Source organism: Brenneria uluponensis (genome assembly GCF_032395385.1).
Taxonomy (GTDB): Bacteria; Pseudomonadota; Gammaproteobacteria; order Enterobacterales; family Enterobacteriaceae; genus Prodigiosinella; species Prodigiosinella aquatilis.
On sequence record NZ_CP135917.1, the window covers coordinates 3,180,143 to 3,205,274 of the forward strand.

Below are 25,132 nucleotides of genomic sequence, written 5' to 3' on the forward strand. Positions count from 1 at the left end.
GGGAGCGTATTGCCGTCCCGCTTCAGTGAGCTGCGCTATCTCTTCACGTCACATGCCGGCCTCTGCACACAATGATGGCGAAGCCGATAGTCAGAGGATGCGCATTTGGTCTAATCCACGTAGGCGTCATTTGCCAACGGCACCGCCCATGCATCATTCCTGGCAAGTCAGACTGGCATCGTGACCAACGAGTCAGCGATGATCAGACGAGGTTCAACCTGGCGCTGAATATCTTCGGGTGTCAGGCCTTCCAGCAGTTCGACCAGTATCAGTCCATCGCGAGTGACATCAATCACACACTGCTCGGTCACGATATGATCCACACAGCCTTTGCCCGTCAGCGGATAACTGCATGATTTAACAATCTTCGGCTCACCCTGTTTGGTACAAAGCTCCATGGTGATAATCACTTTCCGGGCGCCATTAACCAAATCCATCGCGCCACCCATGCCGAATACCCGGCCGGGTTGTGCCCAGTTGGCCAGATCGCCATTCTCTGCAACCTGCAACGCACCCAGAACAGAGGCGGCCAGTTTGCCGGAACGAACCAGAGCAAAAGATTCAGCGCTGTCAAACGCACTGGCACCAGGTACGGGCGCAAAGCGCATGGCCGTGGCATTGGAAAAACCCTCCACCGCCAGCACACCGGAGACCAGCGGCCCCATCCCCACCAGCCCGTTTTCCGTGTGAATCATCACTCCCGGCACGGCATAGTCACTGCACAGGCTGGGAATACCGATGCCCAGATTGACGACATCACCGGAAGAGAAATAACCTGCAGCGCGCTGGGCGATCCTGTCACGAGCGTTCATTGCGTAACTCCTTGTTTATCAGTATTTTATCCACATAAACACCGGGAGTAATAATGCTATCCAGACCCAATTCATCCACATCTACCAACATGTCAGCTTCCACCAGTGTCAGGCGGGACGCTTTAGCCACCAGGGGATTAAAGTTACGCATTGTGCCGCGGTAAGTGAGATTGCCCAGTGGATCGGCAGTGCGGGCACGTACCAGGCTAATATCCGCCTGCAGTGCTGTTTCTAGCAGATAGGCTTCGCCATCGACCATGATCTGTTGTTTGCCCTTTTCCACCACCGTACCGATACCGGTTTTGGTCAGCACTCCACCTAATCCCGATCCACCGCAACGCATACGTTCAGCCAGGCTACCCTGTGGTACCAATTCCAATTCCAGTTTTCCAGCCGCGACCAGCGCCACTGTTTCGGTGTTACGCCCGATATGCGACGCAATCAATTTGTCCACCAATCCGTGATGAATCAGGCGGCCCACGGTCAGATCTGCATCACCGCTATCGTTGGAAATCAGGGTAAAATGCCGGGCCCCGCTGTCTATCACGCACTGGATCAGTTGGTTAGGCACACCATGGTTGGCAAATCCACCACACATCAGCGTTTGTCCATCCTGAAACAGGCGGGTGATTTCATCTGTTAAAGCGAATTTTCCCGACATCATCATTCCCTCGTTAGCAGAACCGCGACACCCTGACCGCCACCGACACAGAAGGTGATTACGGCGTTATTCAGATGGCGATGTTGCATGTCATAAACAGCTTTGGTGGCCAGGATGGCCCCACTTCCAGCCAGTGGATGTCCCAATGCAATCGCCCCACCGTTCGGATTAACTCGATCTGGGTCCATCCGGATGTCGCGGATACAGGCCAAAGACTGAGCGGCAAAAGCTTCATTCAGTTCCCACAGCTCAATGTCCTTAACCGCCATACCGGTTTGTTTCAGTAGCTTGGCGGTAGCAGGCACCGGCCCCAGCCCCATGAAGTTGGGATCCACGCCAGCGGCGGCATAACCGCGGAATACCGCCAGGATCTCCAGACATTGCGCTTCAGCCAGCGAACGCTCCATAACGACCAGCGCACCTGCGCCGTCGCTCATCGGCGAGCTATTGCCAGCAGTAACCATTCCGTCTTTGCAAAAGCAGGGACGCAAGGATGCCAGTGTCTCCAGTGAGCAATCAGGACGTACTGATTCATCCCGCTGAATAATGATTTCCTGCCCTTTTTTGTCCGACAGAGAAACCGGCACCACTTGTCCGTCAAACCGCCCTTCCTGCCAGGCGGTGGCCGACAGCCAATGGCTACGCAATGAAAATTCGTCCAGTTCTCTGCGACTCAGTGCATAGCGACGGGCAATATTTTCAGCCGTCACACCCATCGGAGGGTTACCCAGCTGATCTGGTGAAGTGTGAATGTCCACAAAACGTGGCGGTTGTACCGAATAGGCGGTTTCAGTTTTCTCCAGTAACCAGGTACGGCGCGAATCACTCTCCACACCACCCACGACCACTGTCTCAGCAAAACCGGCCATAATCTGGATGGCACCATAGGCCAGTGCATTAAGTGAGGCAGCACACTGGCGATCGAGCGTAATACCCGGCACCGAGATAGGCAGACCGGCTTCCAACGCCACCATCCGCCCCATATTGTTGATCTCGTTATTCATTAAATTGGCAAAAATGACATCATCAATGCGTTCAGGGTCTATTCCGGCCCGACGCACTGCGTCTTTCACCACCAGCGCTCCCAGCACATGCGCGGGGACCGATGCCAGCGCGCCACGACAGCGGCCTATCGGCGTGCGAACCGCCGAAACAATGACTGCTTCTTTCATAATCCCCTCATACTTTCCGATGCAACTGACGACAGAGGACGGATCCCCAGCATTTTTCTGGCACTGGCTGGCGTAGCGACCTGTTTACCCACCAGGCGGACGGCCTGAGCGGCGCGATTAACCAGTTGTGCATTGGTTGCTTTCACGCCTTTACTAAAATAGACATTGTCCTCCAGCCCCACTCGCACATGCCCTCCCAGCGCCAGCGTGGCAAACAGCATCGGCAAATGATGCTTGCCAACACCAAAGGCTGACCACGTAGCATCAGTAGGAATGTGCGCCACCAGATAATGCAGATTCTCTACCGTAGCGGGCATACCGCCCGGCACGCCGAGGCAAAATTGATAATGCAAGGGGGACGAGAGTTTGCCTTCCCTGGCAAAGTAGTTGGCAATACCTAACATGCCACTATCGAAAATCTCTATTTCCGGCTTAATCGCCCGTGTCGTCAGAATTTCGCCCAATTGGCCTAAAAATTGGGGAGAATTGATGAACACACCACTGGGCATCCAGTTAAACGACCCGGCATCCCAGGATGCCATTTCAATACCATTCAAAATGGAAATATGTTCCATTCTCTGTGCATCACTCGCCCTATGATCACCTGAAGTTGTGCAATTTATAATCGCGTCACAGTCATGGTAACCACGCAGTAAGCGGATTGTTTCGGCAAACTTCTTACTGTCCATCGTGCCCAGTCCCTGATCGTCTCGCATATGGAGATGCACAATGGCAGCGCCCTGCTGCCAGCAGCGATAGGCGTCTGCAGCGATTTCTTCTGGTGTCAGAGGAATATGTTCATTGATGTTTTTTGGTGTCACCGCACCGGTTAAGGCGGCGGTAATAATGACATCGTCTCCTGTGTTCATGGAGTCGCTCCCGTTTATGGTTTGATAAGTTTTAACTGGTTGAATCGAAACGTACCATTGCTGTATAAACAGTAGAAATTCTTTTTATTTTTTCAGTTATGTCCTTTCTACATAACGGTGGCAGCGAAGATATCTGGTGATAAAAGCAACACTGATGGATTAAATTCATCGGGGTATTATCTTGACGAGAAATCGGTTATTGCTCGTAATACAGGCGGGTTAAAAAATGAGAAAACACGGAGTGACAACAGCGTTAAAACTGTTGAAAAAGACGTTGATGTTAGATTTTGAAAAAAACAACAGAATTGAGTGTCATATTAAACAATGGCTGTCACTTGTACATCGGAGAGCGTTACATGCGTCATAAAAAGAACCATGTCAGAGATCTGACATAGTCCTTTTATTATCGATTTAGGTGACCGCAGCCCCTGCCTCCTGCTGACTAAAGGACGATGGCTCAGAAGGAAATCAGGCTTAAATCAGGCCTTTTACTTGATTTCATCCTCTTCCTGACCACCGTCGATTCTCGGACGAACAACCTTGCCTTTCTTCTCGGCGGCTTTGACGAGTTCTGCTTCTTCGTGCGCCCAATTCCAGTAATTGACTTCGTGCGGGGAGTGCTCAGTGGCGGTCACGAACATCTCAGTGGAGAAAGCGTTACGGAGCTCGTTCGCTATGTCTTCCTTCCAAGCCTTACGCAGTTGCTGAGTAGTAATGCGGCGGGTGACACGAGTGCCAGTCCGCATGATGAGTTCGGCGATCTCCCTGGCCCGATCGTAAGCCGCTTCCGTATCAGGACAGATCTCGTTGACCATACCCAGAGCAAGAGCTTTGCGTGCCGTGATAATCTCCCCAGTCAGCTCCGCATAGGCATATCTCTTCCGACCCATGAGTTCCCGCCATGCAATCTGCACACCGTCACCGGGTACCATGTTCACCCGGAAATGCATCTCCGTTGTCCACGCATCTTCAGTACAAAGCGTGATATCGCTGAACAGGACAAGATCAGAGTGGAAAGCAGCACCGTTCCATACACCGATAGTGGGCACTTCAACATCGAAGACCTGCCCTTCTATGTCATTTGTTCCATCATAATACTGATATTCATACATCTTCCATGCCTCTTCCGGCGCAGAAGCAAACTCGGTAGCCGGTTGCCATTTTCCTTTATCATCCAGTCGACCAATACCCTTCATGAAATCCTTGCCCGTTCCGCCAAGGATAATGATTTCATTATCCGGGTCCCGTCCGGCCCAGTCGAAGAAGTAGTGAAGGGCCTGATGCGCAGGTGCCCCCCATTGCAGACTGTCGCCATTGGTATGCAGCCGGGCTTCAAGAATGCCATTCTCCCGCTTCATGGTGAAGCAGTGTTTCAGTCTTTCTGAGTATTCTTCGAAAGGCATATGCGGAATGGTTCCCAACTCCTTGTGTGACATTTCTTTCCGCTTCCCGGCATCGGACTCATAATTGGCTTTAATCACCATGATTTACTCCTTTTTTGGAAATGTAGTGAAATCTAACGACATTGATTGCCGCGGTATTGGCTTCTCGACATATCCCAGTGACTGAATTAACCCAGAGCCTGGTATATATCCCGTCGCCATCTGGCGGCATCTCGACATTCATTGGGCATAGATATACACAACCTGAAGATATTGATTTCAGGATATGACGTTACAAATTCTATTTCTTGCCATCATTTAAGTAATGATTATTCATATCTTATTTCCGTTGTGTTCCAACACAGGAAAACGTATCACCTCATGCTCAATCAGGAGAAATTCTTTTTATTTTTTTAGTTATGTCATTTCAACATAACCATTTGTCAGAGATGATAAATTTAAAGGCTAAACAGCAAATAGATAAATTAAAAATACAGAAATTCCGTTATTTAATTCATTCGAAAATAAAAAATTAGGTATATTATTCAATCGATCTTGGTTAATTCCCATTCTGATGTCTTTTATTTTTCAACGAAGAGAAACGACGATATTGAGCATGTTCTCAGAATAATTCGAGTTGCAGGAAGGCGGTAAGCAAAAGCCCTCCGGGTGCTTACATCAGTAAATAATTCTGATAAGTGGCAAATCTGCCAGGAACGGATTTGAATTAGTTTGCCGCGACGCCAGAAATGGCTCGGCCCGATTGACTCAAGTCACTAAGGACAGACAGCACAGCGACAATGTAAAAATGACAGATATAAACACGATTATCACGTTATGCCGTCAGAAGTTCTCCTTCACGATCCAGAAACACTTTGAACTTACGCGTAAACAAATTTACACACGGATTGCTATTATGCCGGTCCCACACCAGTTCCAGAATAAATTCACAATCCTGATCATCCACTTCCAGCAAAACACTGTTGTTACCCAGCAGATAACCGCGATGTTTAGGCATCAACAACACGGCATGGCGATTCATCTCCAGATCGAAACAACAGGTTTTCAGATTCGGGTATTCCTTGTATAACGTAAATTGAATGTCACGGCTGCTGAGAAAATGCGTACTGTAAAGCTCCGACAATGCAAACTCACGCGGATCAACTCGAATGATCGGCCAGTTGACAATCTCCTTCAGAGATACACGTTGACGATTGGCCAATGGATGATGACGATTCACTGCCACACACAGCGGGTCTGTCTGAAATGGCAATGAACAAAAATTTGCACGCTGCGGTATAAAATTGGGGCGAATGAGAAAGCCCAGATCAGACTTCCCCATATCCAGCAGAACCAGAGCCTCGTCCAGTTCACTGTCCCGACAGTCGACCACCACATCCAGATACTGGCACCGGAAACTATCCACCAGATCAATCAACAACTGACTGATGGCTTCCCCCAGAAAAACAATTGACAGATGGCGACGACTTTGGCCAGTGAACGTACGCATTACCGACATTGAGTCATCATATTGCTGGGTAATTTTACGCACTTCCGCAGACAATAGTTGACCGGCACCAGTCAATTCCACTTTATGAGTGTCACGGCGAAATAACTCTACATCAAAGTAGGCTTCCAGCTCTTTCATGTGTCGGCTGAGAACAGGCTGTGTAATATGGAGCTTTTGCGCCGACTTGGTGAAATTAAGCCACTCTGACAACATCAGGAATTCACGCAGTAACTGGATTTTCATAGAGCCCTCAGTATTAACACCGCTTCGTGATACAGGAATTTTTATCCTATATTGGTGAGCAAAAATAAGCAGTGAGAGGGGTCACAGCACATACATTCCCATCAGTCGTGATTTTTCCACAATAACGAGAGCGGGAAACGAGACGAACGGCGCCAATAAATGGAATTGATGGAACGCACAACATCGAAAAATGCAACACCCACCAAAGCGACTGAAACCAGGTGTCGTCGGGCTAATCTAAAGGCGTCAAATTTAGGGCGTTATACCAAAAAATAGGGTTCCAATAAAAGCGGCATGCAAAATAACAGTCCGTAACCAAATAATTTATATTATCATTTACCTGAGAATATAAATATTCATTGAAAGATATAATATTTAATGCCGCTTTGTTGCTTAAATTCATATGTGTTAAAAAATAATAATGCCGGGGATGGAAATTCCCCCCGGTACGGTAAGCCGTGCCAAACAACAAAAACAAAGCCCGCTTACGTTTTCTTAAGCGGGCTTTTAACTTTTGCTATTTGATACATTTTTTATTTTGGACGGTATCTATTTCCCCTGGAATGGCAAAAAATTACTCCTTCACCGTTTCTTCCAGCGTGAAACGGCCTAACGGGTTTTGGTGGAATCCTTTAATGTTTTTACGAGTAACGTTGCGGTACGGGCTGTAATAGAGATCGATCCAGTTCACATCCGCTTTGGCCATTTTTTGCAAATCGATATACATCTGCTTACGCTTGACCGGATCCATTTCGACACGAGCCGCGGCAACCAACGCTTTGACCTTTGCATTATAGTAACGGGTCATGTAATTCATGTTGGAATCATCACCCAAAACAAAGGTGGTTTTCTGATCGGGGTCGAGAATATCGTTGGTCCAGTACATCACTGCAATGTCATAGTCGCCAGCAACCAGCATGCTCCAGCTCTGGCTTGGGTCCACCTTCTGCAATTTGGCGGTGATGCCCGCTTTTGCCAACTGTTGCTGCAACAAAATGGCAATCTGTTCATCCACTTCGTCACCGGCATTCACCAGATAATTGAGCGTCAGATTTTTTACGCCGGCACTGGCTAACAACTGCTTGGCTTTTTGTGGATTGTAAGGCCGTTGCAGATTATCCGCGTAGTGATAAAGCGCCCCTTCAGGAATATAGGAATTGGCGATTTTACCGTAGCCAAACGTGATGGTATCGACGATGGCTTTTTTATCTATCGCAAAATCTATCGCCTGACGCACCGCCACCTTGCCTAACGGGCCATGTGAATGGTTAATTAGCAAGTGATCTTCGCGGGTTGAGCGGTCCAGATCAACGTTCAGGTTGGGATCTTTTTGCAGCGACGCGATGCGGGAGAAGGGGATAGACAAAGCCGCATCAATCTCGCCAGCCTGCACTTTCAACATACGGGTGTTGTCATCCGGCAGCGTCAGCCATTCCACGCCATCCAGTTTCACTTTGTTGGCTTCCCAGTAATAGGGGTTCTTCACCAACACCACCTTCTCGCCCCGATCCCATTCTTTGACACTAAAAGCACCAGAACCTACCGGGTGTTCGGCAAAGTCCTCTTCACCTTGCCTGGTCAACGCCTGTTGCGATATCACCGAAGCATTAGGCAACGCCAACTGTGACAGAAATGCCGCTGACGGCGTTTTCAAGGTGATCACCAACGTGTGCAGATCTTTGGCTTCCGCCTTATCAATAATGCTGTAAGAATCTCGCCACAACGATTCGGCATTGTCCCGGATACGCAGCAGGCTGAAAACGGCATCGGCCGCCGTCACCGGTGTACCGTCTGAAAATTTGGCGTCACGCATTTTCAGGGTATAGACCTTGCCATCCGGAGAAATACTCCAGCTTTCCGCCAGTCCCGGCACCAATTTTGTGCCACTGTCATCAACGCGAATCAACGGATCAAACACATTGGAGAACACCCAGTTATCCGCGTTTTGTGCCGATTTTATCGGGTCAAACGTGGTGCTGTCTTCATGGCGTCCAATAGTGAGAATCCCGGCAGCCTGTGCCATTTCACTGACCAGGCTGAACGCCAGCATCAGCCCGGCGGCAATAACGTTAAAATGCTTTTGCTTCATGTAACATTTCCTCAGTCAACGGATAAATCCTGTCGCTGCTGCTGTCATCAAGCACGCAGGCGAAGGCATGGTCGGCAATATGCCGGGTTTCGGGTACTGTGCCCTGACAGCATGACGGTAAGGCATAGGCACAACGTGGATGGAAAGCGCAACCGGCAGGAATATCCAGCGGACTAGGTGGCTCGCCCTGTAGCGAATGCCTGGGTAGTGGCCGGTCAGGGTCAATCTCGGGAATCGCTGCGACCAATGCCGCGGTATACGGGTGTCGCGGCGTGCTGAAAACGATGGGTGTTGGCCCACTTTCCACAATACGGCCGAGATACATCACCGCCACCCGGTCGCACAGACGACGCACAATCGCCAGATCGTGGGCGATAAACAGAATCGCCAGCCCCATACGCTCACGCAGGTCCATCAACAAGTTGATAATTTGCGCCTGAATAGAGACGTCTAGCGCCGCCACGCATTCATCGGCAACAATTAAACGCGGCTCGATGGCCAGCGCCCGGGCAATACCCGCCCGCTGGCACTGCCCACCGCTCAATGCCTGCGGACGGCGCGTCGCCTGCTCCGGGCTCAAACCTACCAGCGTCAACAACTCGGCAACCCGTGCCGCGATGGCAGATTCCGCCACTTTGTGATGCACACGCAGCACTTCGGCAAGGCTTTCACCTAGCGTCTGACGCGGATTCAACGACGAAAACGGGTCCTGGAAAATCATCGCGGTTTGCTGGCGCAACCGAGTAATATCCGGCCTCATCCCATCGGTAATCAATCGACCGTCAAAACGTACACGGCCTGAAGTGGCATGTTCCAAATGCAGAATCGCCCGGCCCAGCGTGCTTTTCCCGCTGCCGGATTCCCCCACCAGCCCCAGCGTTTCACCGGCCTGAATGTGTAAGGACACCTCATTGACGGCGTGAACATACCGTTTTTTAGGACTAAAACCACCGGACGCCGGAAAAACGACCGAGAGATCTTCCACTTCCAGCAATGGATACGATTTACTGGCCATGTTCCCTCCCACACAGCATGGCATGTAACGGATGGTGACACGCGGCAGCATGCGCACTGCCAGGCGTGGCAGTCTGCATCACCGGCTGAACACGTTGACAGTCAAGGGTGGCGTGCGGGCAACGTGGATGAAAACGGCAACCAGTGGGAAAACGCTGCGCCAATGGCGGCTGACCCGGTAGGGTGATCAATCGCCCTAATCCACCCTCGCTGGCGGGCTGGCAATCAATCAGCCCTCGGGTATAGGGATGGCGCGCCTGCGCAAGTACCTGACGTTTATCCCCAGATTCACACAGTCTCCCACCGTACATCACCGCAATGCGATCACAGGTTTGTGCCACCACGCCGAGATCATGAGTGATCAGAATGATGGCAATGCCCAGCCTGTCCCGCAGGTCGCTAAGCAGTCGTAGAATCTGCATCTGTACGGTGACATCCAGCGCTGTGGTGGGCTCATCGGCAATCAACACCTTCGGTTCACAGGCCAGTGCCACGGCAATCATGGCGCGCTGACGCATACCGCCAGAAAATTCATGCGGGTAGTTGTCCACTCGCCGAACCGGATCGGGGATGCCAACCTGACGTAATAATGTAATCGCCTGCTGGCGCGCATCGTGGCGACTGGCGCCGAAATGCAGACGCCGACTTTCGGCAATCTGCTGACCGATGGTCATCACCGGGTTCAGATGACTGGCTGGATTCTGGAAAATCATGCCAATTTCCCGACCGCGGATGGCAGTCATCTGCTTGTCGTTGAGCGTCAATACATCCGTGTCATTGAGCCTGATTTGACCCTCGCGAATCGTCAATCCCTCACCGGGTAAGAGACGCATCATCGCCCGGCAGGTCAGGGTTTTTCCTGAGCCGCTCTCCCCCACCAGACCGAGAATTTCCCCGGCGTCCAATGACAGTGACAACGTATCCACCAGCGTCGTACCCTGACGGTCTTCAATCATCAGGCCTGAAACCTGCAACAGTGTCATGGTTGTGCTCCCAGCTTGTCGCCCAATCCGTCAGCCAGCAGACTGAAGCCCATCGCCAACACAACAATGGCCAGTCCGGGAAACGTGGTTATCCACCAGGCGGTGGTGATAAAACTTTGGCCTTCGGCCACCATCACGCCCCACTCGGCAATCGGTGGCTGAACGCCAAGACCGAGGTAACTCACTGCCGCGCCATTGAGCAACACCAGCACGCAGTCAGACATGGAAAACACGATCGAGCTGGTAAGCGCGTTAGGTAATATATGTATAAACAGAATGCGCGGGTGGCTATAACCCAGACTTCGCGCCGCCAGAATAAAGTCCCGATGTTTAAGCGTCAGCACCTGTGAGCGCACCAACCGCGCATAAGACACCCATCCCACCATCGCCATAGCGATATAAAAACTGCCGAGTCCTGGGCCAAGAATGGCAATAATCGACAACATCAACACCAGAAATGGAAACGCCAGCACAATATCGATGATCCGCATCAAGATGGTATCCACCGCACCACCGAGATACCCGGAAAACGCGCCGATGACCGTACCGATGGTAAAGGGGAAAATCACCCCGATGATGCAGATTTGCAGATCCACCCGTGTGCCCCACATCACCCGGGAAAAAATATCCCGGCCAAAGTTATCGGTACCAAAAGGATGAAGCAGACCGGGCGGCAACAGTGTCGCGGCAACGTTCTGAGCGATGGGATCGTAAGGTGCCAACCAGGGACAAAACAGAGCCAGTAACACCCAAACAAACAGAATCGCCATGCCGGTTCTTAACGCCTGCTGGCGCGGTAGCCAGCGACGTTTGACACCAGAGAGGATGGTCATCGCGCTCATAGTTTCACCCTCGGGTCTAGCGCCACGGTCAACACGTCAGCCAGGAGATTCACCACCACCGTCGCCAGGGAAAATACCAGCACCACGCCCTGAACCACCATGTAATCACGGCTGATGATCGCCTTAACCAGCAATTGCCCCATGCCGGGAATAGCAAAAACACTTTCAATTACCACGGTACCGCCAATTAGCCACCCGATATTGACCGCCAGCAGATTGACAGTCGGCACCAGTGAATTCGGTATAACATGACGCCAGAAAATACGATTTTCGCTCTGTCCACGCGCCCGAGCGGCGGTGACATAATCGTTTTGTAATTCCATCAGCAGGCTGGCGCGCAAATTACGGGTCAGCACGGCGGACAACGCCAGCGCGACCGTCAGACAAGGTAAGAACATGTGATGCAAACGTTCGCCCCAGTCACTGCCATAGCCCGATACCGGAAACCACCCCAGCGAGAGGCTGAACAGCAAAATCATCATGATCGCCAACCAGAACGAGGGCAAACCCAGGCCAATGGTAGAGAATAGACGGACAGCCTGATCGGCCAACTTTCCGCGATGACGGGCGGCACTGGCGGCCAGTGGTACGGTAAACAGTATCGATAGCAGCACACTGCCCAACACCAGACAGAGTGTCGGTTCAAGACGTGACATGATCAGTTTCAGGGTATCAACCCGATAGATAATCGATTTGCCCATCTCACCGTGCAGCAAATTGCGCAGAAAATAGAAATATTGCAGCCACAGCGGTTCATCCAGTCCATATTGCGCACGAACGCGGGCGATAGCGGCTGGTGTACTGTGCACCCCCAGCAGAATGCGCGCCGGATCGCCGGGAATGGCTCGCACCATAATAAAAGTGAGCACACTGATGCCAAACAATACCGGCAGCAATTGCAACGGGCGCCACAACATAAAGCGGTAACGGTGCATGGCTATCCCCTCATGTGATGCTTAAAATTCGGTGTACGGTGGCGAAACAACGGATCATGGGTATGCCACCTGAATGTCGGACATGGCTGCGCACCGACTTGGTGCAACGCGGTATAACACGTCATACTGCCCAGACCTTCCATTCGGGCATTCCGCCTTTGCTGCTGCGCTGAATGGTCACGCTTTATCATGTTGCCCCCTGCTTCTGATGGATACTTGCCAGGCCCACGGCTACGTTAGCCTCTGTGGTATGCCGCCGGTAGTTAGTAAAAATACTAGTTTTTCGTAATGAGGAAGCTGGCACCGTGTTTGCATGATGTCTGATCGGTAGCAGTATTTGTGCCCGAATAGACAAGTGCCGATGAAGAGGAGATGGTTTCATGAAGGTCGCGGTGCAAGACAGAACCACACCAATGCGGGAAACAACGGTGGATAGCGCGTTTAGCCAACTTTTCGCGCAGACATCCCGTCTTGGTTTTGACGCGCTGATTTATGACTACACACCCGTGCCACGTTCGCTGGAAGGTGAGTTGATCACGCCGTCGATACTGCATATGTACAACGTGCCTGCCGATATGCAACGGCTGTGGAGTGAGAGCGGTTATTATCAGGTCGACCCAGTGCAACATTATGCGTTGGAAAGCTGTGCCCCTTTCATCTGGTCTTATCAACGGCCAGATAGCACCTCACTGCACAATCGGCTCAGCGACAAGAACAAACCCGTCACTCACTACATGTGTGACAACAATATGCCCAGTGGCGCGACCGTGCCGTTGCATCTGCCTCATGGTGGTTTCGTGACCGTGACGGGCATTCACACCGGTACCGGGCATGAGCTGGATATTCATGACGTACTGGCCGAATTCAGTTTGCTGGCACAGACCTTTCAAGAGCATATCTATCCGCTGTTTGATGATCGTGTTCTCACCTGCCATCATGTGCACTTGAGTAAACGCGAGCGTGAATGTCTGTCCTGGGCGGCCGAAGGACTGACGGCCAAAGAGATCGCTCGCAAACTTAACCGTTCGATCGCCACCGTGACGCTGCATCTTAATACTGCGGGGCGCAAACTCGGTGCCAATAACCGTGTACAAGCGGTGGTTCGCGCCCTGCACTATCGTCTGCTCAATAGTTGAACACGCGTCAGAACGCCGTGCTTTTTCTATCTTTTTTACTAGCTGTTCAACACCGCCCGGACGTTTACCCTGTGGTTATTATTCACCGACAAGGGAAACGTTATGTACAACATCACCGAAGGCTACGCGCCTTATCTGGAATATCAGACCTGGTATCGTATCTGCGGCAACCTTCACAATGGCATGACGCCGCTGGTCGTGGCACACGGCGGACCGGGATGCACCCACGACTATGTGGATGCCTTTCGTGATATTGCTAAAACCGGCCGGGCAGTCATTCATTACGACCAACTGGGTAATGGCCGCTCCACTCATCTTCCCGACCAACCCGCTGATTTCTGGCAGCCGTCACTGTTTCTGGCTGAACTGGATACCCTGTTGTGTCATCTCGGTATTGAAAACAACTACGCGCTGCTCGGACAATCCTGGGGGGGCATGCTGGGTGCCGAACATGCCGTCACCAATCCGCCGGGCCTGAAAGCGCTGATCATCGCCAACTCGCCAGCCTCAATGGCCTTATGGTTGCAAGCCGCATCCCGTCTGCGTAGCGAATTGCCAGAGGAGGTGCAGGCCACGCTACTGGCCCACGAATCTGCTGGTACGCTGGACAGCGACGAGTACAAAGCCGCGTCTCAAGTATTTTACCAGCGCCATGTGTGCCGCCTCAATCCCTGGCCAGACGACGTCAAGCGCACCTTTGACGCCATGGACCTCGACCCGACGGTCTATCACGCCATGAACGGCCCCACCGAGTTCCATGTCATCGGCAGTATGAAAGAGTGGACGGTGATTGATCGCCTGTCCGCTATCGACGTCCCGGTACTGCTGATTTCTGGCTATTATGACGAAGCAGCACCTGAAGTGGTGCAGCCTTTCGCGGATCACATCAAGGATGTGGAATGGGTGATTTTTGAACACTCCAGCCACATGCCGCACGTTGAAGAACGCGAAGCCTGCATGGCCAAAGTGGCGACGTTTCTGCAACGAAAAACGCCCGCCTGAACATTTCCCTCATTGGCAGAGATCATTTCAGACCGGTTTTTATCACCAGCCTGACGGGAGCCTGAAGCGGAATCACAGTAATATGATGACGCTTCAGACTACGCGGCATTACCCCGGGAAGGTCAGCGTGTTCCCCGGAGCCTCCCGATGGATATGCAGAAACTGCATATGACGTTCGTACTGATCAAGAATGTCATTGATGATCTGCTCTTTACTGTAATCCATCAGATCATTGCCCTGAGTTCCTTCCATAAGATAGGTTTCCAACCGGTAATAATGAGATTTGCCTGAGCGCGCCCGATAGGTAAATGCCGGTATCGAATAGCGTTGCGGCCAGATCTGATACACAAAGTTCTCCTCATCACCCAGCCGGACCAGCAATTCCAGATGGTTCAGGCGTTCATCGTCCTGCGGCGGCAGTTCGTTGAATTCCACTTTCGCCCCACGCAACGCCAACTCCCGGGCCACGTCCTGCATGGCCGGACGACAAACTGTATTCAACATCTCCTCGGTATGGGTAGTACCAGGATAATTCATCACCCGGGACAGACGCTGTTTCCAGTTCAGCACTTCATCGCCAGAAACCGGTATTGGTGCGAAGATTTGCTGCGACCCAGCTTTACGGTAATCCTCCACTTTCAATGATTTATATAAACCAACCATGACAAAAAACATCACAAAACTGAACGGTAATCCCATTATCACCGTGGTGTTCTGCAAAGCGGTAATACCGTCGGTCATCAACATGCCCAACGTCAGCGAACCGATAGCCAAAGACCAGAAAATCCGTAGCCAGTTGGGTGCGTCATTATTGATGTCAGTCAGGCGAGAGGTGAAGTTCCCTAGCACCAGAGAACCCGAGTCCGCCGAGGTGACGTAAAATAGCAGACCGGTGATGGTTGCCACTGACGCGCTGAAGGTAAATCCGGGATATTGTGCCAGCAAGCTGTAAAAACCACGCTCCGGATACGCCATCACTTCTTTGGCAAAACCGATATTGCCATGCAGAACCTGATACAGCGCACTATTCCCGAAGATAGACAGCCACAGCAAGGTGAAGATAAACGGAATAATCAGTGTTCCCGCCACGAACTGACGGATGGTCCGGCCTCGTGAGATACGTGCCAGGAACAAGCCGACAAACGGTGACCAGGCAACCCACCAGGCCCAGAAAAATAGCGTCCAGCTATTCATCCAGTCGGTCGGTCGATCAAAAGCAAAACTGTTTAGCGTCATCCCTAAAAAGCGATTGATGTAGTCACCCACATTGAGCACCAGTGCATTCAGCAGAAATGCCGTATCGCCCCAAAACAGCAGAAACAGAATCAGTCCCATAGACAGCAGCACGTTTAGCTCGGAGAGAAAGCGGATACCTTTGTTAACACCAGAGGTTGCCGAGACGGTCGCCATCACCACAGACAGCATAATCAATGCTGCTTGCGCCGTCAGGCCTTCCGGAATGTGGAACAGAACGTTGAGGCCGTAATTAAGCTGCACCACGCCGATCCCGAGTGTCGTGGCAATGCCAAAAATAGTACCGATGACGGCAGCGATGTCCACGCTGTGACCAATCGGGCCGTAAATACGCTTACCGAAAATCGGATAAAGCGCCGAGCGAATGGTCAGCGGCAAATTGTAGCGGTAACTAAAATACCCTAGGGCAATCCCCATCAACGCGTACATTGCCCAACCAGTCAGCCCGTAGTGAAACAAGGTCCAGACCATCGCCTGACGCGCCGCTTCCAGGGTTTGCCCCTGGCCTTCCGGCGGCATCATATATTGTGTTACCGGCTCGGCGACCGAAAAGAACATCAGATCGATACCGATGCCCGCGGCGAACAACATCGACGCCCAGCTTAACAGGCTGAACTCTGGCTTGGATTGTTCAGGCCCGAGTTTGATGGAACCATAACGCGAGGCCCCGATATAAATCACAAAGACGATATAGAGCGTGGCGGCCAGCAGATAGTACCAGCCAAACGTAACCGACACCCAATTGAGAACAATACCGATCCATTTATTGGAAAGTACGGGATAAAAAATAGTCATTAACGTGAACGCGAGGATCAGTCCTGCGGACGTAAAAAACACCACCGGATTTATCGTATCCTTTTGCGGTTTTGTGTCGATGTCTGAAGTCGCCATCGTTTCCCCTGCATAGGTTTAAAGTTAAAGCTCCAGAGTGAGTTGGGTAAGCGTGCCTTAGCGCATATCAGGATGAAGTAAGCCAATGACACCAGGCTAACCACGGGAGATCCGCTGAGTACACTTGCCTTCCTCCACTCGTTACGAACCCAAAAAATCATTAATTCTCTGTAGAGAATTAATGCCTGAAATTCAACAATCACCGACCACAAATCATACAATTTATTAACGCGGCGGTAATAAAATATATTCATTTTTGATTGAACGTTCAATCAAAAAAAAGTTTAATGGACATAATTGAAGACAGACGGTCCATCAGAAGACCGCTTTTCTGATGGCATTTATTGATTGGATTGATGGGAGTCAAACCCGTGCCCAAAGTAGGAATGCAGCCGATAAGACGGCAGCAATTGATTGAGGCGACACTGGCCGCAGTGAACGAAGTAGGAATGCACGATGCGTCGATTTCACAGATTGCACGTCGGGCTGGCGTATCTAATGGCATTATCAGTCACTACTTCCGTGACAAGAATGGCCTGTTGGAAGCGACCATGCGTTACTTGTTAAGTCGCCTTGGCGAGGCTGTCACACAACGGCTTGCCGCGTTGAACGACAACGATCCACGTACCCGTTTGCGAGCCATTATCGAAGGCAATTTCGATGAAAGCCAAACCAACAGCGCCGCCATGAAGACCTGGCTGGCATTCTGGGCCAGCAGTATGCATAGCCCTCAGCTCTATCGGCTACAACGGGTCAATAATCGCCGACTTTACTCAAATTTATGCACCGAATTCAGGCGGTGTCTGCCTCGCGATCATGCGCGACTGGCCGCCAAGGGAATGGCGGGCCTGATTGATGGATTATGGTTACGCAGCGCATTGAGTGAGCAAACCTTTAACCGCGATGAAGCCCTGCTGATCACCCATCAGTTTATTGAGCAGCAACTGAATGGCGTTTAATCGCCACGAAAAAGACTGGAGAAACCATGTCCCGCTACGGCTTACAAAAACTCTATATCAACGGTGCCTATACCGACAGCACCCGTGATGACACTTTCGATGCCATAAACCCGGCCAACGGCGAAATCATTGCGCAAATTCAGGCCGCCAGCGCAGCGGATGTTGACAACGCAGTGGCCGCCGCCGAGCACGGGCAGAAAATATGGGCAGCGATGACCGCCATGCAGCGTTCGCGCATCCTGCGGCGGGCGGTGGATATCCTGCGCGTACGCAACGATGAACTGGCGGCGATAGAAACTGCCGACACCGGTAAACCCCTGTCCGAAACCCAGACAGTTGACATTGTTACCGGCGCTGATGTGCTGGAATATTACGCCGGGCTGATCCCGGCACTGGAAGGGCGGCAGATCCCACTGCGTGACAGCGCGTTTGTCTACACCCGCCATGAGCCACTCGGCATTGTCGCCGGTATCGGCGCATGGAACTATCCTATCCAGATAGCCTTATGGAAATCGGCCCCGGCGTTGGCAGCAGGCAACGCGATGATCTTTAAACCGAGCGAAGTCACATCGCTGACCGCCTTCAAACTGGCGGAAATCTATACCGAGGCCGGTTTGCCGGATGGCGTGTTCAACGTATTAACCGGCAACGGTCAAGAGGTGGGGCAATGGCTGACCGGACATCCGGGGATTGCCAAGGTCTCTTTCACCGGCGGTGTCGTCAGCGGCAAAAAGGTGATGGCCAATGCAGCAGGTTCAACGCTGAAAGAGGTCACCATGGAGTTGGGGGGGAAATCCCCGCTGATTATTTTCGACGATGCGGATCTCGATAAAGCGGCGGACATCGCCATGATGGCCAACTTCTACAGCTCAGGACAGGTTTGTACCAATGGAACACGGGTGTTTGTGCCGCAATCATTGCTACGCGCCTTTGAGCAGAAAATTGTTGACCGCGTAAACCGTATCCGTATTGGCGATCCTACCGATCCGCACGTCAACTTTGGCCCGCTGGTCAGTTTTCAACACCGGGATGCGGTGATGCGCTATATAAATAGTGGTAAGCGCGAAGGCGCCACGTTGCTGACCGGCGGACATTGTTTGACGGAAGGCCCGCTGGCACAGGGCGCGTATGTCGCACCGACCGTATTTACCGACTGTCGTGATGAGATGCAGATCGTGCGTGAAGAAATATTCGGGCCGGTGATGAGCATTCTTGGCTATCAGCATGAAGATGAAGTTATCCACCGTGCCAATGCAACGGAATACGGCCTGGCAGCGGGACTGATCACCCAGGATATCAGCCGGGCACATCGCGTTATTCATCAGCTTCAGGCGGGTATCTGCTGGATCAACACCTGGGGAGAATCCCCGGCGGAGATGCCGGTTGGGGGTTACAAACAGTCTGGCGTGGGACGTGAAAACGGGATCAGTACGCTGGAACACTACACACAAATCAAATCGGTACAGATTGAGTTGGGTAATTTCAGCTCGGTTTTCTAATCCATAAACAGGAGGGAATATCCGATGGAATACGACTACATCATTATTGGCGCTGGTTCGGCCGGCAACGTGCTGGCAACCCGTTTGACGGAAGATCCGACCATAACGGTGTTGCTGCTGGAAGCTGGCGGGCCAGATTATCGGCTGGATTTCCGCACCCAGATGCCAGCGGCACTGGCTTTCCCGTTACAGGGGAAACGCTATAACTGGGCTTATGAAACTGACCCGGAACCGCACATGAACAACCGTCGCATGGAGTGTGGGCGCGGTAAAGGGTTGGGCGGATCATCATTGATCAACGGTATGTGTTACATCCGTGGCAATGCGCTGGATTTTGATAACTGGGCCACACTTCCCGGCCTGGAGGACTGGAGTTATCTTGATTGCCTGCCGTATTTCCGCAAAGCGGAAACCCGTGACTGCGGCCCGGATGATTTTCACGGTAGCGATGGACCGGTGAGTGTCACCACACCGAAGGAAGGCAACAATCCACTGTTCCATGCGATGGTGGAAGCCGGGGTTCAGGCGGGCTATCCACGCACCGACGATCTCAATGGTTATCAGCAGGAGGGCTTCGGTCCAATGGATCGCACCGTGACGCCGCAAGGGCGTCGGGCCAGCACTGCCCGAGGTTATCTGGATCAAGCCCGTCAGCGTAAAAACCTGACCATCATCACCCACGCACTGACCGACCGGATTTTATTTGATGGCAAGCGTGCCGTCGGTGTCAGCTATTTCAGAGGTGATGAACGCCGTGCCAGAAATGCCTGTGCCCGCCGGGAAGTTTTGCTGTGCGCTGGTGCCATCGCCTCGCCGCAAATCCTGCAACGTTCCGGAGTGGGGCCAGTTGAACTGCTCAACCGGCTGGATATTCCGCTGATACACGATCTACCCGGGGTCGGCGAGAACCTGCAAGATCATCTGGAGATGTACCTGCAATATAGCTGTAAACAACCCATATCGCTCTATCCGGCGTTGCAGTGGTTCAATCAGCCACAGATAGGCGTGGAATGGTTACTAAAAGGCACCGGTGTGGGCGCCAGCAATCAGTTCGAGGCGGGCGGATTTATTCGTAGCAGCAAGGTATTTGACTGGCCGAATATCCAGTATCATTTTCTACCGGTAGCCATTAACTACAACGGCAGTAATGCGGTGAAAGAGCATGGTTTTCAGGCACATGTCGGCTCAATGCGCTCACCAAGTCGTGGTCGTGTGCAGGTCAGGTCAAAGGATCCACACCAACATCCTAGTATCTTGTTTAATTACATGTCAACAGAGCAGGACTGGCAAGAGTTTCGTGACGCGATCCGCATTACCCGTCAAATCATGGCGCAACCGGCATTGGATCCCTATCGTGGTCGGGAAATCAGCCCTGGTGCACAAGTACAAAGTGATGAAGAGCTGAATGCCTTTATCCGCGAACATGCCGAAACGGCATTCCACCCGTCATGCTCATGCAAGATGGGTAAGGACAAAATGGCGGTGGTGGACGGTCAGGGACGTGTGCATGGTATTCAAGGGCTGCGGGTTGTCGATGCGTCCATCATGCCACAAATCATTACCGGCAATCTTAACGCTACCACCATCATGATGGCCGAAAAGATAGCCGATCGCATACGAGGTCATCAGCCGCTGGCGAAAAGCACGGCCAACTATTTCGTCGCCGGGGATACGCCGGCCAGAACAGCACCGGTTAGAGAAATTGCCTGACAGATTCTGATTTCGCCCACTCAGGCCGCTTTCGGACAAGAGTTGAAAGCAAACAGTAAAAAGTCCCATTGCATAACAATGGGACTGAGTTTGATGATAATCGTTCTGGTTCTGATCCCTTCCCTTGCCAGGGGATGGACGTTATTAACGACAGAGAGAGGGCCGTTTAACGCGTTCCTTCCGATATCCGCTTCGATGCCATAAACCGTGCAGAAACCAACCCGTACAGCGTCCAGCCGAGGAACGTCACAATCGCGCCCCACATCATCGCATCTGAACCGGAACTGTACAGTGCATAAAAACTGTACAAAGCACCGATAAAGGCAATCACATTAGCGATGCGCGCTTTACCCGCTTCAATACCAGACATTTTCTGAATAACCAGTAACGCTGCCATCGACAGAATATACGGAATGATATTCGTCACCACCGCCAGATTAACCAGTACATCAAACTGTTTACTCAGCGACGGACTAATTGTCATCAATGACATAGCACTTTGCAGGATAACAATGACCAGCATGCCTTTAACCGGCGCATCCGCTTTGGAGACTTTTGAGAAAATCCTGGGGAAAAAACCGGCATCGGCAGAAGACTTAAACACCTGGGCAATAGTGAACTGCCAACCCAGCAGAGAGCCCACACAGGACATCACCATTAATGCCATGATGATTTTACCCACTGTCGGATTAAACATATGGGCAAACGCCAGACCAAATGGTGCATTGGAATTGGCCAACTCCATGTTAGGCACAATCCCGGCGATAACATTGGTTGAGATAATATAAATGACCGCCGCGCTTAATGTCCCGCCCAATACTGCGATAGGGACGTTACGTTCAGGGTTTTCCACAGTTTCGGTGTTGGCGCAAGCGGATTCTAACCCCAGGAATGCCCACAATGTCATGGAGATAGACGACCCGATAGCTTCAAACGTTGGCACATGATGCGGATTCCAGGACGAAACATAGGCGTCACTGCTGAACCAGAACCAACCGAACAGGGATATTCCTACTACCGGGATAATTACCCCCCACACGGTGATACTACTAAGTTGCCCGGTAATCCGTGCGCCACCGAAGTTGGCGACAGTGGCCAACCATAGCACGCCGATGGTTGCGATACAGATACCAAACGGCGACAACGACGTATCCAGCAATTCGATGCCATAACCGACCGCCGAAATCGCGATGGCAATGTTGGCGATCAGCAAAGAAACCCCGTAAGTGTAATTCGCCATAAAGTTACCGGGCTTGCCGAAGGTATATTCAGCGTATCCACCCATTCCTCCGGGCTTACGACTTAGCATGCCACATTTGGCAAAAGCGAAAGCCAGTGCCATTGAACCAACCGCGGTTACCAGCCAGGATATAATGGATATCGTCCCTACTTCGGCTAATTTGGTGGGGAGCATAATAATACCTGACCCCATCATATTTACGGTCGTCAAAATCGTGAGCGAGACTACGCCCATTTTATTATTGGACTTACTCATAGTTAATCTCTCTTTCTGTTTTCCCTGGTGATAATGTATTACTGACACAGGGTATTTCAGTAAATTCACTGGTATTAATTAGCAATTAATGACATAGCCATAAGCTCTTTTTATTCCATCATCGTCCTGTTGGATATAGACACCCTGTAATTCTGGTGCGAAACCCGGCAATAAATTAATACCTTCTTCCAATGCCAGAAAATAATGCAATGCCGAACCACCCCATATTTCCCCAGGAACTACACATAATACGCCGGGAGGATACGGTAATGCGCCTTCTGCAGCGATCCGCCCTTCTGCTTTACACAGAGGAATTAATTCAACATTACCGCGAACAAGTTCAGTATTGGCATCTTGTGGATTCATGGCGATGGCAGGAAAATAATCTTTTCGGAACATCTCTTTCTGTAACTGTTTGACATTATAACTAACATAAAGATCGTGCATTTCCTGACAGAGTTTCCGTAGGGTATAATTTTTATAACGGATCTCGTTATTTTTATATATGGTAGGTAACACCTCGCTCAGCAATGTATTTTGTTCAATATGTTTTTCAAAACGGGCAAGCAATGCGACCAGATGCTGCATTTTGGCAATATCTTCCGCCGGAGTCAGCAGGAAAAGAATAGAATTGAGGTCACATTTTTCCGGCACAATACCATTTTCACGCAGGTAATTGGCTAATACCGTAGCCGGAATACCGAATTCAGTATATTCACCGGTATTGGTATCAATACCCGGTGTCGTCAACAGTAATTTACAAGGATCAATAAAGTATTGTGATTCGTCATAACCACTAAATGCATGCCATTTTTCACCGGGAATAAAATTAAAGAAACGCAGATCATTGGCCATGACAGAGGTATCGTAATCCTGCCAGGGGCGGCCATCCACAGTAACCGGCACAAAAGGCTTAATCATCTTACAAGCTTCCAGCAGCATCTTGCGCGCTTCGATACCCAGCTCAACACATTCGCGCCATAAGCGACGTCCACTCTCCCCTTCATGCATTTTGGCGTTGATATCCAATGCGGCAAACAATGGGTAAAACGGACTGGTGGACGCATGTAGCATAAAAGCATTATTGAAGCGTTTATGGTTGCAATAACGGGGTTGTCCTTTGATATGTTTATCTTTTTTATGTATTTGCGATGTCTGTGAAAAACCGGCTTGCTGTTTATGTACCGATTGTGTCACCAGAATCCCGGGATCGTTTTCGTTCAGTTCCAGCAGCAACGGCGAGCAGTCTTTCATCATGGGAATAAACTGTTCATAGCCAACCCAGGCAGAGTCGAACAGAATGTAATCACACAGATGGCCTATTTTATCCACGACCTGGCGCGCGTTATAAATGGTGCCGTCATAAGTACCGAGTTGAATAATGGCCAATCGGAATGGCCGTGCTTCGCTGGCGCGTTCCGGGGCAACCTGGCGGATTTGATCGCGCAGATATTTTTCCGTAAAACAGTGGGCATCAATACCGCCGATAAAACCGAACGAGTTACGGGCCGTTTCCAGATACACTGGCGTGGCGCCAGCCTGAATCAGTGCACCATGATGGTTGGATTTGTGATTATTACGATCGAACAGCACCAGATCGCCGCGGGTTAATAACGCATTGGTGACCACTTTGTTGGATGCAGAGGTTCCATTTAAAATGAAGTAGGTTTTGTCGGCGTTAAAGACCTTAGCCGCGTGAATTTGCGCGTCGCAAGGGGCACCTTCATGGATCAGTAAATCCCCCAGTTTGACATCTGCGTTACACATATCCGACCTGAATATCGTTTCGCCATAAAAATCAAAAAACTGGCGACCCGCAGGGTGTTTACGGAAGAATTGCCCCCCTTGATGCCCCGGACAGGCAAAGGTTGAATTCCCCATCTCCACATACTGTTTTAATGTATTAAAAAACGGCGGCAATAGTTCACTTTCATATTTTGCCGCTGCCGCTTCCAGTTGCCGACCATAAAAGTCAGTATTCGCTGTACACAGTTCAAATACCCCGGTCAACGACGATAACGTCGTACTGTCTAATTCTTCTTCACAGCAAACCGCAATAAATATCGGGATAGAGAATCCCGTATTTTCTACCTGTTTAATCATGCCATTATTAACGTCATCAACTGAAATCACGACCGCCGCAATATCAGTAAAATCAGTATGATTAATATCCACCACTTCCCTTTGTATTTCGAAGCAGGATTGTACCGATGTACTAGTGGCAATTTTTAATTTTTGCATCTGGTTATCTTCTTTTATTTTAGGGTGAATCAATCCCGTCAGACCGAATTAATCGGTCCAACTTATTACTTGCCTAATTCAGGGCGCAAGGAAGCCTGACAATTCTTGTATACTTTAAATAATTCGAGTTACAGGAAGGCGGAAAGCTAATAAATCCCGATGAGATTACTCACGTAAGTGATTCGGGTGAATAAGCTCGGCCAACACACATGCAACTTGAAGTATGACAAGTAGAATTGTTCTTCCGATTACCGTTGACTACGCAAACATGTAATGCCGTAAGTTACAGCAATGATTACAATAATTAAGGACGTATCCAGTGATACCAATTATTGAAGACAAAGCATCACCTTTCGAAAAAAATAATCGAAGTGAGTTTTTGTTTCAACAGAGATGGATGACAGTCCGTAATAATTGAGAATCAAAATTAACG

General features: G+C 50.7%; 19 protein-coding genes. 5 read left to right on the top strand and 14 right to left on the bottom strand.

Annotation, left to right across the window (positions count from 1 at the left end; genetic code table 11):
- Window positions 1-167: 167 nt before the first annotated feature.
- From RS889_RS14925 to RS889_RS14975, 11 genes are all read right to left on the bottom strand, one after another.
- The gene (locus RS889_RS14925; protein WP_315707831.1) at window positions 168-812 is read right to left on the bottom strand and encodes a 3-oxoacid CoA-transferase subunit B; all 645 of its coding nucleotides are present in this window, start codon (window positions 810-812) and stop codon (window positions 168-170) included.
- Complete coding sequence (locus RS889_RS14930; RefSeq protein ID WP_315707832.1) at window positions 799-1,473, bottom strand: 3-oxoacid CoA-transferase subunit A; 675 nt, start codon at window positions 1,471-1,473, stop codon at window positions 799-801. Before RS889_RS14930 ends, RS889_RS14925 begins: the two co-directional genes overlap by 14 nt.
- A 2-nt stretch (window positions 1,474-1,475) precedes the next feature.
- Entirely contained in the window at window positions 1,476-2,645 is a 1,170-nt protein-coding gene (locus RS889_RS14935; protein ID WP_315707833.1) for a thiolase family protein, read from the bottom strand.
- Entirely contained in the window at window positions 2,642-3,514 is an 873-nt protein-coding gene (locus tag RS889_RS14940) for a beta-keto acid cleavage family enzyme (RefSeq protein ID WP_315707834.1), read from the bottom strand. The genes RS889_RS14935 and RS889_RS14940 overlap by 4 nt, the downstream gene beginning before the upstream one ends.
- A 488-nt stretch (window positions 3,515-4,002) precedes the next feature.
- On the bottom strand, window positions 4,003-4,998 hold the full coding sequence (locus RS889_RS14945; protein WP_315707835.1) for an enoyl-CoA hydratase/isomerase family protein: 996 nt from the start codon (window positions 4,996-4,998) through the stop codon (window positions 4,003-4,005).
- A 733-nt stretch (window positions 4,999-5,731) separates the two neighbouring features.
- Window positions 5,732-6,649 carry a LysR family transcriptional regulator gene (locus RS889_RS14950; RefSeq protein WP_315707836.1) on the bottom strand — a complete coding sequence of 306 codons (918 nt, stop codon included), beginning with the start codon at window positions 6,647-6,649 and terminating at the stop codon, window positions 5,732-5,734.
- 574 nt (window positions 6,650-7,223) lie between these two features.
- Window positions 7,224-8,738, bottom strand: coding sequence for an ABC transporter substrate-binding protein (locus RS889_RS14955; protein WP_315707837.1), 1,515 nt, complete (start codon window positions 8,736-8,738; stop codon window positions 7,224-7,226).
- On the bottom strand, window positions 8,719-9,753 hold the full coding sequence (locus RS889_RS14960) for an ABC transporter ATP-binding protein (protein ID WP_315707838.1): 1,035 nt from the start codon (window positions 9,751-9,753) through the stop codon (window positions 8,719-8,721). Before RS889_RS14960 ends, RS889_RS14955 begins: the two co-directional genes overlap by 20 nt.
- The gene (locus tag RS889_RS14965; RefSeq protein ID WP_315707839.1) at window positions 9,743-10,735 is read right to left on the bottom strand and encodes an ABC transporter ATP-binding protein; all 993 of its coding nucleotides are present in this window, start codon (window positions 10,733-10,735) and stop codon (window positions 9,743-9,745) included. The genes RS889_RS14960 and RS889_RS14965 overlap by 11 nt, the downstream gene beginning before the upstream one ends.
- The gene (locus RS889_RS14970; protein WP_315707840.1) at window positions 10,732-11,577 is read right to left on the bottom strand and encodes an ABC transporter permease; all 846 of its coding nucleotides are present in this window, start codon (window positions 11,575-11,577) and stop codon (window positions 10,732-10,734) included. The genes RS889_RS14965 and RS889_RS14970 overlap by 4 nt, the downstream gene beginning before the upstream one ends.
- A complete protein-coding gene (locus RS889_RS14975) occupies window positions 11,574-12,512 on the bottom strand; it encodes an ABC transporter permease (RefSeq protein ID WP_315707841.1) in 939 nt (312 codons plus the stop codon). Before RS889_RS14975 ends, RS889_RS14970 begins: the two co-directional genes overlap by 4 nt.
- 380 nt (window positions 12,513-12,892) lie before the next feature.
- On the opposite strand from RS889_RS14975, the gene RS889_RS14980 reads away from it, so the two are divergent.
- Both RS889_RS14980 and RS889_RS14985 read left to right on the top strand, forming a co-directional pair.
- Window positions 12,893-13,648 (top strand): LuxR family transcriptional regulator, encoded by a 756-nt coding sequence (locus RS889_RS14980; RefSeq protein WP_315707842.1) that lies wholly within the window; start codon window positions 12,893-12,895, stop codon window positions 13,646-13,648.
- A 102-nt stretch (window positions 13,649-13,750) separates the two neighbouring features.
- Entirely contained in the window at window positions 13,751-14,650 is a 900-nt protein-coding gene (locus RS889_RS14985; protein WP_315707843.1) for a proline iminopeptidase-family hydrolase, read from the top strand.
- A gap of 108 nt (window positions 14,651-14,758) precedes the next feature.
- Here the strand turns inward: RS889_RS14985 and RS889_RS14990 are convergent, their stop codons facing one another.
- Entirely contained in the window at window positions 14,759-16,795 is a 2,037-nt protein-coding gene (locus RS889_RS14990) for a choline transporter (protein ID WP_315707844.1), read from the bottom strand.
- A 371-nt stretch (window positions 16,796-17,166) separates the two neighbouring features.
- Between RS889_RS14990 and betI the strand changes: the two genes are divergently transcribed.
- From betI to betA, 3 genes are read left to right on the top strand one after another with little or no spacing between them, the layout of a single operon-like run.
- Window positions 17,167-17,754, top strand: a complete 588-nt coding sequence (gene betI / locus RS889_RS14995; protein ID WP_021015359.1) for a transcriptional regulator BetI — start codon at window positions 17,167-17,169, stop codon at window positions 17,752-17,754.
- Window positions 17,755-17,780: 26 nt separating this feature from the next.
- Window positions 17,781-19,253 (top strand): betaine-aldehyde dehydrogenase, encoded by a 1,473-nt coding sequence (betB, locus tag RS889_RS15000; protein ID WP_315707845.1) that lies wholly within the window; start codon window positions 17,781-17,783, stop codon window positions 19,251-19,253.
- Window positions 19,254-19,277: 24 nt separating this feature from the next.
- The gene (betA, locus tag RS889_RS15005; protein WP_315707846.1) at window positions 19,278-20,963 is read left to right on the top strand and encodes a choline dehydrogenase; all 1,686 of its coding nucleotides are present in this window, start codon (window positions 19,278-19,280) and stop codon (window positions 20,961-20,963) included.
- A gap of 166 nt (window positions 20,964-21,129) precedes the next feature.
- Here the strand turns inward: betA and potE are convergent, their stop codons facing one another.
- Entirely contained in the window at window positions 21,130-22,458 is a 1,329-nt protein-coding gene (potE, locus tag RS889_RS15010) for a putrescine-ornithine antiporter (RefSeq protein WP_315707847.1), read from the bottom strand.
- Window positions 22,459-22,536: 78 nt separating this feature from the next.
- The gene (gene speF, locus RS889_RS15015) at window positions 22,537-24,699 is read right to left on the bottom strand and encodes an ornithine decarboxylase SpeF (protein WP_315707848.1); all 2,163 of its coding nucleotides are present in this window, start codon (window positions 24,697-24,699) and stop codon (window positions 22,537-22,539) included.
- Between the last annotated feature and the right edge of the window lie 433 nt (window positions 24,700-25,132).

What these genes read in the sequence shown, in the direction of transcription:
- RS889_RS14985 (WP_315707843.1), top strand. Translation starts at nt 13,751, where the DNA reads ATGTACAACATCACCGAAGGCTACGCGCCTTATCTGGAATATCAGACC.
- speF (WP_315707848.1), bottom strand. Translation starts at nt 24,699, where the DNA reads ATGCAAAAATTAAAAATTGCCACTAGTACATCGGTACAATCCTGCTTC.
- RS889_RS14930 (WP_315707832.1), bottom strand. Translation starts at nt 1,473, where the DNA reads ATGTCGGGAAAATTCGCTTTAACAGATGAAATCACCCGCCTGTTTCAG.
- betA (WP_315707846.1), top strand. Translation starts at nt 19,278, where the DNA reads ATGGAATACGACTACATCATTATTGGCGCTGGTTCGGCCGGCAACGTG.
- RS889_RS14970 (WP_315707840.1), bottom strand. Translation starts at nt 11,577, where the DNA reads ATGAGCGCGATGACCATCCTCTCTGGTGTCAAACGTCGCTGGCTACCG.
- RS889_RS14990 (WP_315707844.1), bottom strand. Translation starts at nt 16,795, where the DNA reads ATGGCGACTTCAGACATCGACACAAAACCGCAAAAGGATACGATAAAT.
- RS889_RS14945 (WP_315707835.1), bottom strand. Translation starts at nt 4,998, where the DNA reads ATGGTGATTAAAGCCAATTATGAGTCCGATGCCGGGAAGCGGAAAGAA.
- RS889_RS14935 (WP_315707833.1), bottom strand. Translation starts at nt 2,645, where the DNA reads ATGAAAGAAGCAGTCATTGTTTCGGCGGTTCGCACGCCGATAGGCCGC.
- RS889_RS14965 (WP_315707839.1), bottom strand. Translation starts at nt 10,735, where the DNA reads ATGACACTGTTGCAGGTTTCAGGCCTGATGATTGAAGACCGTCAGGGT.
- RS889_RS14950 (WP_315707836.1), bottom strand. Translation starts at nt 6,649, where the DNA reads ATGAAAATCCAGTTACTGCGTGAATTCCTGATGTTGTCAGAGTGGCTT.
- RS889_RS14980 (WP_315707842.1), top strand. Translation starts at nt 12,893, where the DNA reads ATGAAGGTCGCGGTGCAAGACAGAACCACACCAATGCGGGAAACAACG.
- RS889_RS14955 (WP_315707837.1), bottom strand. Translation starts at nt 8,738, where the DNA reads ATGAAGCAAAAGCATTTTAACGTTATTGCCGCCGGGCTGATGCTGGCG.
- RS889_RS14940 (WP_315707834.1), bottom strand. Translation starts at nt 3,514, where the DNA reads ATGAACACAGGAGACGATGTCATTATTACCGCCGCCTTAACCGGTGCG.
- RS889_RS14975 (WP_315707841.1), bottom strand. Translation starts at nt 12,512, where the DNA reads ATGCACCGTTACCGCTTTATGTTGTGGCGCCCGTTGCAATTGCTGCCG.
- RS889_RS14925 (WP_315707831.1), bottom strand. Translation starts at nt 812, where the DNA reads ATGAACGCTCGTGACAGGATCGCCCAGCGCGCTGCAGGTTATTTCTCT.
- RS889_RS14960 (WP_315707838.1), bottom strand. Translation starts at nt 9,753, where the DNA reads ATGGCCAGTAAATCGTATCCATTGCTGGAAGTGGAAGATCTCTCGGTC.
- potE (WP_315707847.1), bottom strand. Translation starts at nt 22,458, where the DNA reads ATGAGTAAGTCCAATAATAAAATGGGCGTAGTCTCGCTCACGATTTTG.
- betB (WP_315707845.1), top strand. Translation starts at nt 17,781, where the DNA reads ATGTCCCGCTACGGCTTACAAAAACTCTATATCAACGGTGCCTATACC.